At 35.4% G+C, this 14,540-nt stretch carries 10 protein-coding genes; 8 read left to right on the forward strand and 2 right to left on the reverse strand.

All coding sequences use genetic code 11. The features are described from left to right. Positions 1–142 precede the first annotated feature (142 nt). From nadC to priA, 3 genes are all read left to right on the forward strand, one after another. Positions 143–1,000 (forward strand): carboxylating nicotinate-nucleotide diphosphorylase, encoded by an 858-nt coding sequence (gene nadC / locus C8C84_RS10485; RefSeq protein WP_121313592.1) that lies wholly within the window; start codon positions 143–145, stop codon positions 998–1,000. 1 nt (position 1,001) lies between these two features. Then, positions 1,002–1,958, forward strand: coding sequence for a YihY/virulence factor BrkB family protein (locus tag C8C84_RS10490; protein ID WP_121313593.1), 957 nt, complete (start codon positions 1,002–1,004; stop codon positions 1,956–1,958). A 112-nt stretch (positions 1,959–2,070) separates the two neighbouring features. Further along, positions 2,071–4,521, forward strand: a complete 2,451-nt coding sequence (gene priA / locus C8C84_RS10495; RefSeq protein WP_121313594.1) for a primosomal protein N' — start codon at positions 2,071–2,073, stop codon at positions 4,519–4,521. Positions 4,522–4,527: 6 nt separating this feature from the next. On the opposite strand, the gene C8C84_RS10500 is transcribed toward priA, so the two are convergent. Beyond that, positions 4,528–5,223, reverse strand: a complete 696-nt coding sequence (locus C8C84_RS10500) for a LytTR family DNA-binding domain-containing protein (RefSeq protein ID WP_121313595.1) — start codon at positions 5,221–5,223, stop codon at positions 4,528–4,530. Positions 5,224–5,411: 188 nt separating this feature from the next. Here C8C84_RS10500 and rpsF point away from each other — a divergent pair, with 188 nt between their 5' ends. The 4 genes from rpsF (at position 5,412) to C8C84_RS10520 (ending at position 7,282) form a co-directional block, all read left to right on the forward strand. Further along, positions 5,412–5,753, forward strand: a complete 342-nt coding sequence (gene rpsF / locus C8C84_RS10505) for a 30S ribosomal protein S6 (protein ID WP_121313596.1) — start codon at positions 5,412–5,414, stop codon at positions 5,751–5,753. Positions 5,754–5,755: 2 nt separating this feature from the next. Then, positions 5,756–6,052 carry a 30S ribosomal protein S18 gene (gene rpsR / locus C8C84_RS10510; protein WP_121313597.1) on the forward strand — a complete coding sequence of 99 codons (297 nt, stop codon included), beginning with the start codon at positions 5,756–5,758 and terminating at the stop codon, positions 6,050–6,052. A gap of 66 nt (positions 6,053–6,118) precedes the next feature. Continuing rightward, positions 6,119–6,559, forward strand: a complete 441-nt coding sequence (gene rplI, locus C8C84_RS10515; protein ID WP_121313598.1) for a 50S ribosomal protein L9 — start codon at positions 6,119–6,121, stop codon at positions 6,557–6,559. A 249-nt stretch (positions 6,560–6,808) separates the two neighbouring features. Continuing rightward, on the forward strand, positions 6,809–7,282 hold the full coding sequence (locus C8C84_RS10520) for a DUF6495 family protein (RefSeq protein ID WP_121313599.1): 474 nt from the start codon (positions 6,809–6,811) through the stop codon (positions 7,280–7,282). Between the two features lie 19 nt (positions 7,283–7,301). On the opposite strand, the gene C8C84_RS10525 is transcribed toward C8C84_RS10520, so the two are convergent. Next, positions 7,302–8,009, reverse strand: coding sequence for a helix-turn-helix domain-containing protein (locus C8C84_RS10525; protein ID WP_121313600.1), 708 nt, complete (start codon positions 8,007–8,009; stop codon positions 7,302–7,304). Between the two features lie 592 nt (positions 8,010–8,601). On the opposite strand from C8C84_RS10525, the gene C8C84_RS10530 reads away from it, so the two are divergent. Next, entirely contained in the window at positions 8,602–14,505 is a 5,904-nt protein-coding gene (locus tag C8C84_RS10530; RefSeq protein ID WP_121313601.1) for a gliding motility-associated C-terminal domain-containing protein, read from the forward strand. Positions 14,506–14,540: the final 35 nt, after the last annotated feature.

The raw sequence follows: 14,540 nt of genomic DNA on the forward strand, positions 1-14,540 counted from the left end.
CTTCAGGCTTTAGATATGCTTCGCTCTTAGATAATTAGAAATCTCTAAGTTTCTAACTATCTAAATAGTCTAATAATCTATTAATCTAAGAGACGCAGCCGTATCTAAAAAAATATTATTTTAGCCAAACAATACTTGCCCAATGATTACAGAAAAACAATTTCAGACAGAGCTTGATATAATTATTCAAAATGGCATTCGCGAGGATATTGGTCCGGGCGATTACAGTTCGCTAGCCTGTATTCCCGATACTGCAAAAGGTAAAGCCAAACTTTTGGTCAAAGACACCGGAATTATCGCCGGAGTGGAATTTGCCAAAAAGGTTTTTGAAAATGTCGATCCAACACTAGAAGTAGATGTTTTTATAGAAGATGGAACGCCGGTAAAACATGGTGATATTGTTTTTCATGTTTCGGGAAGTTCGCAATCTATTTTGAAAGCGGAACGATTGGTATTGAACTCAATGCAAAGAATGTCGGCAATTGCGACAAAAACCAATAAATATGTCCAACTTTTAGAAGGTACCAAAACAAAGATTTTAGACACCCGAAAAACCACTCCCGGATTCCGTGCTTGTGAAAAATGGGCGGTGAAAATCGGGGGCGGTGAAAACCATCGTTTTGCGTTGTATGATATGATTATGTTGAAAGACAATCATAACGATTTTTCAGGCGGAATTACTCAGGCGATTACTAAAACAAAAGCGTATTTAAAACACAATAATCTCGATTTGAAAATTATAGTCGAAGCCAGAAATTTAGCCGAAATCGAAGAAATCCTTCAAAATGAAGGTGTGTACCGAATTCTGATTGATAATTTCAATTTCGAAGATACTGAGAAAGCAGTAGTGCTAATTGGTGACAAATGTTTGACTGAATCATCCGGAAACATCAATGAAACAACCATTCGCCAATATGCGGAATGTGGTGTAGATTATATTTCCTCCGGTGCTTTAACACATTCAGTTTACAATATGGATTTAAGTCTAAAAGCCATCTAAAATGAGTACCGAGATTGAAGACAGACTCAAAAAAATTCCTGTAGTCAAACAATTGGTTTTGTTGTTGCAAAAAGTACAATTGCCTTGGCTTCACGGTTTGTCACTTTATGATTTAATCGAAATTTATTTCATCGGTGTTTTTGAAGGCGCTATATCTTATAGAGCTGCGGCGATTGCTTGGAGTTTTTTTATGGCTTTGTTTCCTTTTATGCTGTTTATTTTAAACTTGATTCCTTACATTCCGATTGAAGGTTTTCAAGAGGATTTTTTAAGCTTTGTCCAACAAAGTGTACCACCAACCACCTATGATGCAATTGCTGTGATTATTGAAGATATTTTACACAATAGTAACAGCGGTTTAATCTCTACCGGATTTTTCATGGCGATTTTATTGATGACCAATGGTGTGAATGCTATTCTAGGCGGATTTGAGAGTTCACATCACATTGATATTTTATCAAAGAGAAAATTTTTCAGACAGTATTTTGTGTCGCTCGGTCTTTCTATTTTGTTGTCAATGGTATTGATAATAACCGTAGCGGCGATAGTCGTTTTTGAGGTTTTTATTCAAAAGACAAAATTGCAAGATGTGCTTTCGGATAATATTCCATTGATTGAAATGGGAAGGTATATTTTTGTGATTTTAATGATTTTGATTACGACATCTTTGTTGTTTAAATTCGGAATTAAAAGAGATGCAAAACGATCATTCATATCTATCGGTTCCGTTTTCACCACTATTCTAATCATAATTTCTTCCTATTTCTTTGGCATTTGGGTAGTGAAGTTTTCAAAATATAATGAACTTTATGGTTCAATCGGGACTTTGTTGGTTGTCATGTTTTATCTTTGGCTAAATTGTATAGTATTGCTTTTAGGGTTTGATTTAAACGCGTCAATCAATCACATCAAGCGAGAAAAACAGAAGGAATTAGAATATCAAGAAACCCAACAATAGGGCATTTTTTAAACGCAATACCTGCCATTCGCTCTATCTCGTCCCAAAAGACGAAATGCCGCTGCTGTCAGGGTTAAAACTCAAACTTTTCGCATTTTTTAAACTTTCCGCCATGTCTTTTTTTATTGAAGTTATCATTCCGCTTTCTTTATCTAAAACCTTTACATACAAGGTTTCGGAAGCAGAATATAATTTCATTTTTAAAGGAATGCGAATTGCGGTTCCCTTTGGCAAAAACAAAATCTACACGGCGCTTGTAATCGATTTGCATCAAAACGCACCAACACTTTACGAAGCCAAAGAAATCCATCAAATCCTTGACGAGAAACCTATTGTAAACGAATTTCAAATCAACCTTTGGTTTTGGATTGCCTCTTATTATATGTGCAACATTGGCGATGTGTATCGCGGTGCTTTGCCATCGGCTTTGTTGTTGGAAAGCGAAACGATTATTTCACAACGGAAAGAAACTTTTGTCGATGAAACCGATTTGTCCGATGATGAATTTTTGGTTTATGAAGCTTTACAACATCAGTCCTCGTTGAAGGTTCAAAATATCATTGACATTCTCAACAAAAAAACGGTTTTTCCGGTGATTCAAAAGTTGATTCATAAAAACATCATTTCGCTTGAAGAGGAAATACAAGAAGAGTATAAGCCTAAACTCATTCGCTATATTCGTTTGCACGAAAATTATTTGGCAGAAGAAAAACTGATTGAACTTTTAGATAGTTTAAAATCTGAAAAAAGGAAAAATTTAGTGCTTCAGTATTTCCAATGGCAAGCGCAGGAAAAAAAACCAATTTCAGTTAAACAATTAATTGAAACTGCACAATCATCAACAGCCATTGTAAAAGCGTTGATAGAGAAAGGCGTTTTTGAAGAATATTACATCCAGGAAGACAGGGTTAATTTTGATAAAAATAAACTCGATAATCAATTGTCTTTAAGTGAAGCGCAGCAAAATGCTTTTAATGAAATTGAAAATGTATTTCTAGAAAAAGATGTTTGTTTATTGCATGGTGTAACTTCCAGTGGAAAGACTGAAATTTATACCAAACTCATAGAAAACTACATTGCTGACGGAAAACAAGTTTTGTATTTATTACCCGAAATAGCTTTAACCACGCAATTGGTTTCGCGCTTGACAAAACATTTTGGTAATAAAGTCGCTGTTTTTCATTCGAAGTACAGTAATAATGAACGAGTAGAAGTTTGGAACCAAGTTTTAAATTCTTCCGAAAAAGCACAAGTGGTGATAGGAGCAAGGTCGGCTTTGTTTTTACCATTTTCGAATTTGGGTTTAATCATTGTGGATGAAGAACACGAACCAACGTTCAAACAACAAGATCCGGCACCGCGATATCATGCCCGCGATTCAGCTATAGTTTTGGCTAATGCGCATCAATCTAAAGTTTTATTAGGTTCGGCTACGCCAAGTATTGAAACCTATTATAATGCGACTTCGGGAAAATTTGGTTTTGTGAGTTTAAAAGAACGTTTCGGAAAAGTGCAAATGCCCGAAATTGAATTGGTTGATTTGAAAGACAGTTATTTCAGGAAGAAAATGAAAGGTCATTTCAGCTTGACTTTAATCGAAGAAATCACCGAAGCTTTTGCTAATAACGAACAGGTAATTTTATTCCAAAATCGACGTGGCTTTTCACCGGTATTGGAATGCATGACTTGTGGTCATGTACCGCAGTGTCCGCAATGCGATGTGAGTTTGACGTATCATAAATATAAAAACCAATTGCGTTGTCATTACTGCGGTTACAATATGGCGAAGCCTTCGAATTGTCATGTTTGCTCCAGCGTTGACTTGGAAACGAAAGGTTTTGGCACAGAGCAAATCGAATTGGAATTAGCCGAATTATTTCCGAATAAGAATGTCAAGCGCATGGACCAAGACACGACACGCGGCAAATACAGTTTCGAAAAAATCATTGACGGATTTAAAAACCGTGAAATTGATGTTTTAGTCGGCACGCAAATGTTGGCGAAAGGACTAGATTTTGACAATGTGTCTTTAGTTGGAATCATGAACGCTGACAATATGTTGTATCATCCCGATTTTAGGGCTTTTGAAAGAAGTTACCAAATGATGACACAAGTTTCCGGACGATCGGGTAGAAGTGAGAAAAGAGGAAAAGTAATTATCCAAACTTATAATCCGTTGCACAATGTGATTCAGCAAGTCACTAATAACGATTATGAAGGCATGTATAAGGAGCAATTGTATGAACGAAAGATTTACTATTATCCGCCTTTTTATCGCTTGATAAAGCTTACCATGAAGCATCGTGATTTTGATAAACTCAAAGAAGGTTCGATGTGGTTGTTTCAGGTATTGCAACAAAATTTATCGATTCCTGTTCTTGGTCCGGAAGAACCTGCAATTAGTCGCATTCGAAATGAATACATTCGTACGATTATGATTAAAATTCCAAGCGATACGCCATTACAAGGTACAAAAAAAACTATCCAGAAAGTACTGAATAGTTTTGATGTAGTACCGCAATACAGAACAATTAAGGTTACTGTAAATGTCGATTTTTATTGAGTAATTTTAAGCAATAGCTAAAGCTTTAATTAAATCTTCTTTTTTGTTACGGCTTAAAGGAATTTTAGTGAGACCAATTTCCGCAAACTTACTGTTGAAACGTTCTACCTTATCAATGTTAATGATATAAGATTTGTGAACTCTGATGAATTTTTCTTTCGATAAATCCTGTTCAAATGATTTCATTGTAGAAAGTACGAGGTTACTATCTTCTTCCGTTACTACTTTTACATAATCTCCGTAAGCTTCAATCCACTTAATTTTATTGGTATACACTTTAAGTTTCTTAAGGTTGCTCTTAATAAAGATATGTTCTCCTTCTTCTTCTTGATTTTCTTTCTTAAGCATATGGAAATCCATTGCTCTTCTAACAGAAGCATTAAAACGATCTAAGGCTATCGGTTTTTGTAGGTAATCCGTAGCATCATAATCGAACGCTTTCATAGCGTATTCCGCTTTTGACGTGATAAAAATAATTTGGGGTTTTACTTTTAATCCGTCAAGAAAATCAAAACCACTGATGACCGGCATCTCAATATCGAGAAAGATTAAATCAACAGTATGAACCGACATGCAATTTTTTGCTTCAATTGCATTAGAAAAATCACCTACTAAATGTAAATTGGGGTGATTATTTACTAACTTTGCAATGATCATCCTTTGAATGGAACTATCATCAACAACGACACAATTTAGTTTCATAATATTATTTATTATAGATTTGGAATTGTAAAAATAACACCTTTTTTTTAATCCACCTAACGTTTCGTCGATTATTTTTGCTTTTAAACGTTATTTTTTACTTTTAGACGATTTCTCTTCTTTGTCTATTGAATTTCAGAAAACATTTTATATCTTCGCGCCCAATTTAAAATTTAACAAAATTTATTATGAATCATTACGAAACTGTTTTCATCTTAAATCCCGTTTTATCTGAAGTTCAGGTAAAGGAAACAGTAAGCAAATTTGAAGATTTTCTTACTGCTAAAGGAGCAACGATGGTATCTAAAGAGGATTGGGGCTTAAAAAAATTAGCTTACGAAATCCAAAACAAGAAAAGTGGTTTTTACCACTTATTCGAATTCCAAGTATCAGGAGAAGCTCTTATTGCTTTTGAAACTGAGTTTAGACGTGACGAAAGAGTTATGCGTTTCTTAACAGTAAGTTTAGACAAACACGCAATCTCTTGGGCAGAAAGAAGAAGAACTAAATTAAAAGCAACAAAAGCGTAATTATGGCAACTTTACAACAATCCGCTTCAGGAAAAAAGGACGGAGATATCAGATATCTTACTCCATTGAATATTGAAACTAACAAAACTAAAAAGTATTGTCGTTTCAAAAAATCAGGTATCAAATATGTAGATTACAAAGATCCTGACTTCTTATTGAAATTCGTAAACGAACAAGGTAAAATTTTACCAAGACGTTTAACCGGAACTTCATTGAAATACCAAAGAAAAGTGTCTGTAGCTGTTAAAAGAGCGCGTCACTTAGCTTTAATGCCATACGTGGCCGATTTATTAAAATAATATTTAAACAATAGTTGTTGGTTTCCCGTTAATCGGAACCTAACTTCTCTAATAAAGGACAACAACATGGAATTGATCTTAAAACAAGACGTTCAGAATTTAGGATTTAAAGATGACGTAGTAACAGTAAAAAACGGTTACGGTCGTAATTTCTTAATCCCGCAAGGTTTTGCTCAATTGGCAACACCATCTGCAAAAAAAGTTTTAGCTGAAAATTTAAAACAAAGAGCTTATAAAGAAGCTAAAATTGTTGATGATGCTAAAAAAATCGCAGAAGCTTTAAAAGCTTTAGAGATTAAAATCACAGCAAAAGCTGGTGGAGAAAAATTATTCGGTTCAATCACTAACATCGATATCGCTTCGGCTTTAGAGACTGCAGGTCAACCAATCGATAGAAAATTCATCACTAGTGGTGTTGTTAAACGTACCGGTAAATATGCTGCTACTGTAAGATTACACAGAGAAGTGGTTATCGAATTACCATACGAAATTGTAGCTGAGAAATAATATTTCAACATACAAAGTAAAAGTCCCGATTCGCGTCGGGATTTTTTTTTGAAGCTTTTTCCCGTTTTCCATTACAATCTTTTATGAATTACCACGGGTTAAAACCCATGGCAATTCATAAAAGGATTTTTATTGCAAACACGAAGTGTTCATCAAACTCCAATGAAAATTAAAGTATTGTGAGATAATCGGGGCTAGGCTTTAATACTAAAACAAAAAAAACTTAGTCACTCGGCAACTTTAAAAAATATGAAATACAAAAGACTAACCAAAGAACAATTTGAAGCCTTGCACCAAGAATTTAGTAATTTCTTGGCAACACAATCTATAGATAAAGGAGAATGGGATAAAATCAAAGCGGATAACCCGGAAGTAGCCGAACAAGAATTAGATGTTTTCTCTGATTTAATTTGGGAAGGCGTTTTGAGTAATGCACAATATTTAGAACATTTCTCCAAAAATCACATTTTCCTTTTTCATTGTCAAGAAAAATTCATTCAGTCTATCGTTTTGAAAGCTTTAGAGCCTGAAGTTAATTTTTTGGAAAAAGAAGGTTTACAATGGCTAAGCGACAATTTGTTTACCGATACCGTTGAAATCCATTTAGGTAAAAAAGAATACGAAGACAATCGCAATACCTCCATATTTGATTTGATTACCCAGGGCGCTATCTTAAGCGACGGGCAGTTATACCTTCAAATCAACGGTATTATTCAGTCGTAAAAATAATTGGACACTAGTGTTATTTAATTATAGATAGTACTTTGTCCATAATTTTTAAATTATCGTTCAGGTACTTCAATTTGCTATTGCTACTGATGTCATAAGACAAAACCCCTTTAATTAGCCATAACTCATCGATATCGCTTTTTTCAAAAGTAATATCGTGATTTACTACATAATCGTTTTTTAATAAGAAGGTGTTCGAATCTTCTGTTATAACCAAGCGATTAATGAAAATTCCTTTCTTCTGACTTATAACAACTACTAAATCATTGTTTTTAATACTGTCAATATCTGTTGCTGAACAAAGTACATAAGATCGTTCTTCAATTAGAGGAAACATATTGTTGCTAACCGCTTGGAAAGCACGAGTAGATTCCCCTCTTAAAAATGGGAAAGTATATTTTGGAAGTGTCTCCAGAATGCTTTTATTGTCTACACAATATTGAAATTGGGATTCTCTACTAACTAAGAAAGTGCCATCTTCCAGGCTGTCATAGTTTTTAGAATTTGATTTACTGTAAAAAATATCATTCAAATCAATTTCGTACAATTCGCAAATAGCGATAATTCCACTGTAGTCTAATGTGTCTCTCTTTTTCCAAGAAGAAATGGTATTTGGCTTTACATTTAGGATTTCTGAAAGCTCTATGTCAGTTCGTACTTTTAGGGCAAATTTTAATTTTTGTAAAATTAAATTCGCATTTTGAGATGTTTTCTCTTGCATATTCGCAAAATGTATTATACTTTTATCCTGAGAATAAAAATATGAGTTTATATTTTTTTAATAATTTATTACTCTAGTGGTATTCGTAGAGTTGGCAATAAGTAATAAAAAAACATTCACGATTGTGGTATTTTTTTTATCGTATAAACAAAAGTCACTATCTCACTTTATGACTTCTAATTATGTAAGTTAATAAATTTTTAAAATTTGGGATTCATTTAAAAACAATAAATATTTTAAATTATTAATAAATTAAAATGTCAGTTAAATTAAAACAAATATATATTAATTGACCCTATAAAATAGTATATAATTAGTTAAAAATGTCATCAATGACCTATAATTAACATATTAAATCGATAAATAACAGTACAGTTATTTTTTTTAGCTAAATAAATAAAAGAAAAGCTACAAAAAAATCATAAACCGTAAAAAAATAAAACAAAAACCGTAAAGAATATTAAAAAATATACTATTACACAATACCACCTCTGAATACCACTACCAATAAATACCACTACCAATAAATACCACACAAGCAAATAGTTAATTAAGAAATAGTTGCCCTAAATATTCACTTAAATTACTGCTAATGGAATTAAATTTTACCCCTGGCAAAAAGCTTAGGATAAGTCTTTTTGTAATCTACCTTATAGTATTTGGATTTTTGCAAACCGTGGAAGCACAATCACTACCGATTTATGCAACCACAATTACAAGTCAGAGTAATGTAGATTTTGCTACAAATGCTACTGACGGTAATTTGTCAAGTATGGCTAGAATAAGAGCCAGTTCAGGAATTGCCATCGGAATTGGCGCTTACTCCGGACATCTGGAGCTTAAGTTTGATTCGGTTTTACCGGCAAACACTACTTCTTATGTGAAAATTCAAACCGATGATAATATTCTGCCATCTCTACTAGGTGGTAGTCTTGGCGGATTATTATCCGATGTTGGAGGCGTTTTATTAATCGGCAATCAAGAGTTTACTGTGGAAGCCAAAAACGGCTCAACAACAGCTCTTCTGGGAAACAGTCAAATCTTAAATGATTTTGCTTTAGAAAGATTAAAAATTGTCATTAATGCTACTAATGAATACTTTATTGCATTAACCCCTTCACAATCTTATGACAGAATTCGTTTGACCAACAGAGTCGGTTCTTTAATAGGATTAGGAAATACGAAGCGATTGGATGTATATGAAGCTTTCTATATTGGAACACCCGATGTTTGTGGATTGGCAAGTTATACTTCTTATAGCGGTTCGGGTCTAAATCTCGATTTATTAGGTCTTGGCGGCGCCGGTGTTAGCAATCCAAAAAATGTTTTAGACGCTAATACCACTAATTACTCCAGACTTAGCATGGGAATTTTAGCGGTTGCAGCTTCTATAGAGCAAACAGTTTATTACGATGGTGTATACCAACCAACCGATCAATTTTTTATTCGAATGAAAGTTGATTCTTCATTGTTGGCTTTAGGAGTTGCTAATAATATTCAAATTATTGGCTCGAATGGAGCAACCACAGTGATGACTGCCAATTTAAATTCACTTTTAAATTTAGACTTACTGACATTACTTCAAGGCAATCAAATTGCTACGATTCCTTTTTCCCCAAATGCTCCTGTTGACAGAATTACAATAAGATACAACTCCTTGTTGAATGTTCAATTGACACAAAGTTTGGATTTGTATGATGTAACTCGAGCGCCGGCTGTTCCGATAATTACCGATACTTTTACGCTAAATCCAACAGTTTGTTCAGGAAGCACCGCTACTTTAGTTGCAACAACAGGCGTGGGAACCGAATTAATTTGGTATGACCAAGCCGTGGGCGGAACAGCTTTGGCGACCTTGAGTTCAGGTCAACCTTTTGTAACACCGGTTTTAACACAAAACACTTCGTATTATGTTTCAGCCAGAAGAATTGGTTGTCCAGAAGAATCGTTAAGACTCAAGGTTACTGTTGCCGTAATCAACTTACCCGTTGCGGCAGACATTGCAATTTCTGACACTTTGCAAGCTTGTAATGGTGTGATTGTACTTTCTCCGTCTTCAACAATCGGTGGTGCTACTTTTAGATATTATAAAGACCAGTTAAAAACTCAGGAAATTACAACCGGATTTTCGGGTGATGCCGGAGTTACTTATGTTTTGAATAATGCTAATGGTGAGCTGTCAATTTCAGGATTAACCGCGATTAATTCACCTTATCACTATTATATATCACTGACTGTAAACGGTATTTGTGAAAATGAGGTGAATACTTTAAAACACGTAATAGTTAATCACGCGACTGCTTTAGTATTGAATGTTTCTCCAACTATTGAAGGTTGTGGAAGTGTTAACCTTCGCGATGCCATTCTGAATTTTGATAGTTCAAGCGATATAATATACAGCTTTTTTGATAGTACCAATGCTCCAATTACTGCGGAAGCTGCTTCCAATATTCAAACTTCGGGATTGTATTATATCCAATCAACAAGTTTAAGTGGAAGCTGCTCTTCTTTAATGCAATCAGTTGATGTTACTGTAAATCAGGAGATAAATTTGATAGTAACCAATGTTAATAATGTGGTTAATATTGGAAGCTCGGTTACTTTCAATACCACTTCAAATGCGCCTATTGTTTGGTACGATTCTGAGGGTAATGCATTGGCATCAAACGTCGCCGGACCATTTTCATCTGCCGGTTTTTACACTTTCACTGCTATTTCAGGCAATGGCAGTTGTTTGGCCACAAGCAATGCTTTTGTATCGGTTATTGATCCTGCCAATTGTCCGGTTTTGACCGAAAGAACATACGCAGATTCCCAAAGTTGGGGTTCCATAATTACCGGTGGTGTTTTTAACGGCAGTAATGCTATCGATGAAGATATCCAATCTCATTCCACCATAGTAACCGGTATCGGACTATTAGGTATTGGAACAACTTGGCAAACTTTGCAATGGGATGATTTAATTCCTGCCGGAACTCCGGTGAATGTGAAATTAGGCTCTAATTATAGTGGTCTAGTAGCCTTAGGTGCTTACTCAATTGTTGGAACCAAAAGAAATTCTTCAGGTGTTCCGATTGATATCGGATTTATCCAACCTATTTCAGGTTCGCTAGTTGATTTATTATCAGGAGAGAATGTTTTCGAATACACTTTTGTTCCTTCCAATTTCAGTGGACCACAAGATTATGATGGTATCCGAATCATTGTAGGTTCTGTCGCCAGTATTGCGCAAAATGTAAATGTGTATGAAGCTTATTACGACAAACAGGTTTCTCAAATCACTTGTAGCACATCTGATGTAGAAGATGTTTTCTATGGTGCTTATGATTTAGGTGTTGGTGTCGCTACAGCGACAGTAGGCGTTGATGATCCTTATGATGCAGTTGATAATAGTGTTACTACTTATGCAACGATGTATAGCGGAGCCGGCATTTTAGCGACAGCCGATTTGACAATTTCTTTCAATACACCAACATTAGCCGGTGATACCTTGGAAATCATAATATCAAAACCGGCAACACTTTTGAGCTTGTCTTTACTAAGCGGTTTTTCAATCCAAATGTACTTGGGTAATTCTCCTGTAGGACTTCCGATTGATCATAATTCCAGTTTATTGAGTTTATCACTAATCAGTGGTGATTTATATGCTTTGGTTGTGCAACCGCAAACAATGCCTTATGACAGAATAGCCATTCGTTTTGGAGGTACTGTTGACGCATTCGATTTTTTAAGAATACACGAGGTGAATCGACGCGCTGATACTTCTGTTATTGGTGGTGATGCAACAAACACTTTGGATGTTTGTCCAGGTCAAGCAGTGCAATTAACTATTGTGCCCGTTGATTGTACGACATTTATTTGGTATGATGCTGAAGTTGGAGGAAACGTAGTTTCAACTGGAATGAGTTTTACGGTACCGAATAATTTAACTTCGGGATCACATAATTTTTATATCCAACCATTCCGTTTCGGTTGTGCGGTATACGATAGAGGTAGAGTGACCTTAAATGTTGGTCAAACCGCACCGGACACGGCTATAACGCAAGTTTTAATAAATGGAGCGACAAATACTACTATTTGTAGCCTAACTGGAACGATTGCTTTGCAAGCAGAGATGAATTCAACCATGACCATCACTAACCCGATTTTTCATTGGTATTATTTTGATGGTACAACTGTCCAACCCATTGCAGGAGAAACAGCCTCTTTATTGACAATTACAGGATTGACACCGGGAACTTATACTTATTATTTAGGGGTAAGTTCAGACGAATATTGTGACACTGCTGAACCTGACAGAAAAGAAATTACGTTTACCATTTTACCTTTTTCTGTAGCTTCAGATATAACTGCAGCTGATACTCTGATTTGTAACAATGATGCGGCTATAATAGTGCCAACGACTTCGCATACCAATCCACAATTTTCTTGGTATTTAACCAATGATACAACACAACCTATTGTTGATGGTGCTATTATTGGCGGAGCCACTTTTTCAGTAGCGGCTAATGGTACACTAACCGTAACAGGTTTGTTAGATACCAATAGTCCGTTTACTTATTATGTTGCCATGCAAAGTGATAACACTTGTTTGAACTTAGCGGGGACATTAGAACCGGTGATGATAATTGTAAATGATCCCGGAACACCAACCACTGCAAATGCAAATCAGTCATTTTGTTTAATTGATGCGCCAACAGTAGCAGATTTACAAGTGAATGAAAGCAATGTCGTTTGGTATTCAGGACCTATCAATGGAACACCATTGGTAACAACAACGCCATTGGTAAATGGAGTAATATATTATGCAGCTTTAGTAGACACGACAACAGGTTGTGAAAGCACAATTCGATTAGCAATAAATATTACTATTACTGATTCGGGAACGCCAACCACTACAAATACTACTCAAACCTTTTGTTTGATTGCTGCACCAACAATTGCCAATCTGCAAGTGAACGAAAGCAACTTTGTTTGGTATTTGAATCCTAACGGCGGAAGTCCATTAACTTCAACCACTGCTTTAGTAAATGGAGGATTATATTACGCTTCGCTATTAGATGCTGTTACAGGCTGTGAAAGTGCTGTTAGATTAGTGATAAGTGTTTTAATTTCTGATCCGGGTACACCAACAACAGCCAATGCTACTCAAACATTTTGTTTGGCGAATGCACCAACCATTTCGAATCTGCAGGTAAATGAAAGCAATGTGGTTTGGTATAATAATCTAATAGGAGGAACTCCATTAGTAACAACAACAGCTCTAGTGAATGGAAGTATTTATTACGCTTCATTACTAGAGACAACCACCGGATGTGAGAGCGCTACGAGGTTAGCAGTAAGCATAACGCTTTCTAATCCGGCAATTCCAACTACAAATAATGCTACTCAGACATTTTGTTTAGTCGATGCGCCAACCATTGCTAATCTTCAAGTGAATGAAACCAATGTGGTTTGGTATGCAGATGCTACTGGTGGAAGTCCGTTAGCCACAACAACAGCTTTGGTTAATGGAATTACTTACTATGCCGCAATAGTGGATACCAATACAGGTTGTGAAAGTAGCATCCGATTGGCGATAATGGTAACCTTTAATGGAAGTGGTCAAGCCGTAATTTTGGGCGGTGATAATGAAGCTTGTGTTTTTGAGCAGGTAACTTACACCACCAATGCGGGAATGGATAATTATATATGGTCGGTAACCAATGGATTGATTATTTCCGGTGGACAAACAACTGATAATACGATTACGGTATCGTGGTTAGCCATTGGTCCGGGAAATGTTAGTGTTTCTTATTCTAATAGCTGTAGCGGAAATAGTAGTGCTTCATTTGACCTAAGTGTTCAAACTTGTTCTGATATTACCATCAGTAAAGTAGTTGACAATCCAACTCCAAGTATAGATGATAATGTAACATTTACTATTACCGTTAATAATGTTGGTACCGGTCAATTTCTGAATGTAGTAGTTCATGAAAATTTGCCGTCAGGATACAGCTTTGTAAGTGCAACGACAACTGCTGGAACTTTCAATAACATATCAGGGATATGGAATATTTCGATATTACCTGCCAATACGAGCGCTATCTTAACAGTAACGGTTACAGTTTTATCAACCGGAAATTATTTGAATGTTGCATCAATCGATATTTCAGATCCGATAGATTTAGATGATTCTAATAATGATGATGACGCAGAAGTATCGCCAATTTGTTTAGTGGTTTACAATGAATTTAGTCCAAATAACGATGGTGCTAACGATACTTTTACCATTGATTGTATCGAAAATTATCCAAATAACAAGCTAAGTGTATACAATAGATATGGTTCTTTAGTTTATGATAGAAAGGCCTATAACAATGATTGGGACGGAACTGCCAACGTTTCAGGAGCTATCAATAGAGAGGAAAAGTTGCCAACCGGTACTTATTACTATATCCTCGATATTGGTGATAATACTCCTAAAAAAGCGGGTTGGTTAGCCATCACAAGATAGTATTACAATCATTTTCTTAATTATTAAACTAAATA

Source organism: Flavobacterium sp. 102 (assembly GCF_003634615.1).
GTDB lineage: Bacteria > Bacteroidota > Bacteroidia > Flavobacteriales > Flavobacteriaceae > Flavobacterium.

Excerpts from the sequence above, each read along its gene's own strand:
- nadC (WP_121313592.1), top strand. The coding sequence starts at position 143 with ATGATTACAGAAAAACAATTTCAGACAGAGCTTGATATAATTATTCAA.
- C8C84_RS10490 (WP_121313593.1), top strand. The coding sequence starts at position 1,002 with ATGAGTACCGAGATTGAAGACAGACTCAAAAAAATTCCTGTAGTCAAA.
- priA (WP_121313594.1), top strand. The coding sequence starts at position 2,071 with ATGTCTTTTTTTATTGAAGTTATCATTCCGCTTTCTTTATCTAAAACC.
- C8C84_RS10500 (WP_121313595.1), bottom strand. The coding sequence starts at position 5,223 with ATGAAACTAAATTGTGTCGTTGTTGATGATAGTTCCATTCAAAGGATG.
- rpsF (WP_121313596.1), top strand. The coding sequence starts at position 5,412 with ATGAATCATTACGAAACTGTTTTCATCTTAAATCCCGTTTTATCTGAA.
- rpsR (WP_121313597.1), top strand. The coding sequence starts at position 5,756 with ATGGCAACTTTACAACAATCCGCTTCAGGAAAAAAGGACGGAGATATC.
- rplI (WP_121313598.1), top strand. The coding sequence starts at position 6,119 with ATGGAATTGATCTTAAAACAAGACGTTCAGAATTTAGGATTTAAAGAT.
- C8C84_RS10520 (WP_121313599.1), top strand. The coding sequence starts at position 6,809 with ATGAAATACAAAAGACTAACCAAAGAACAATTTGAAGCCTTGCACCAA.
- C8C84_RS10525 (WP_121313600.1), bottom strand. The coding sequence starts at position 8,009 with ATGCAAGAGAAAACATCTCAAAATGCGAATTTAATTTTACAAAAATTA.
- C8C84_RS10530 (WP_121313601.1), top strand. The coding sequence starts at position 8,602 with ATGGAATTAAATTTTACCCCTGGCAAAAAGCTTAGGATAAGTCTTTTT.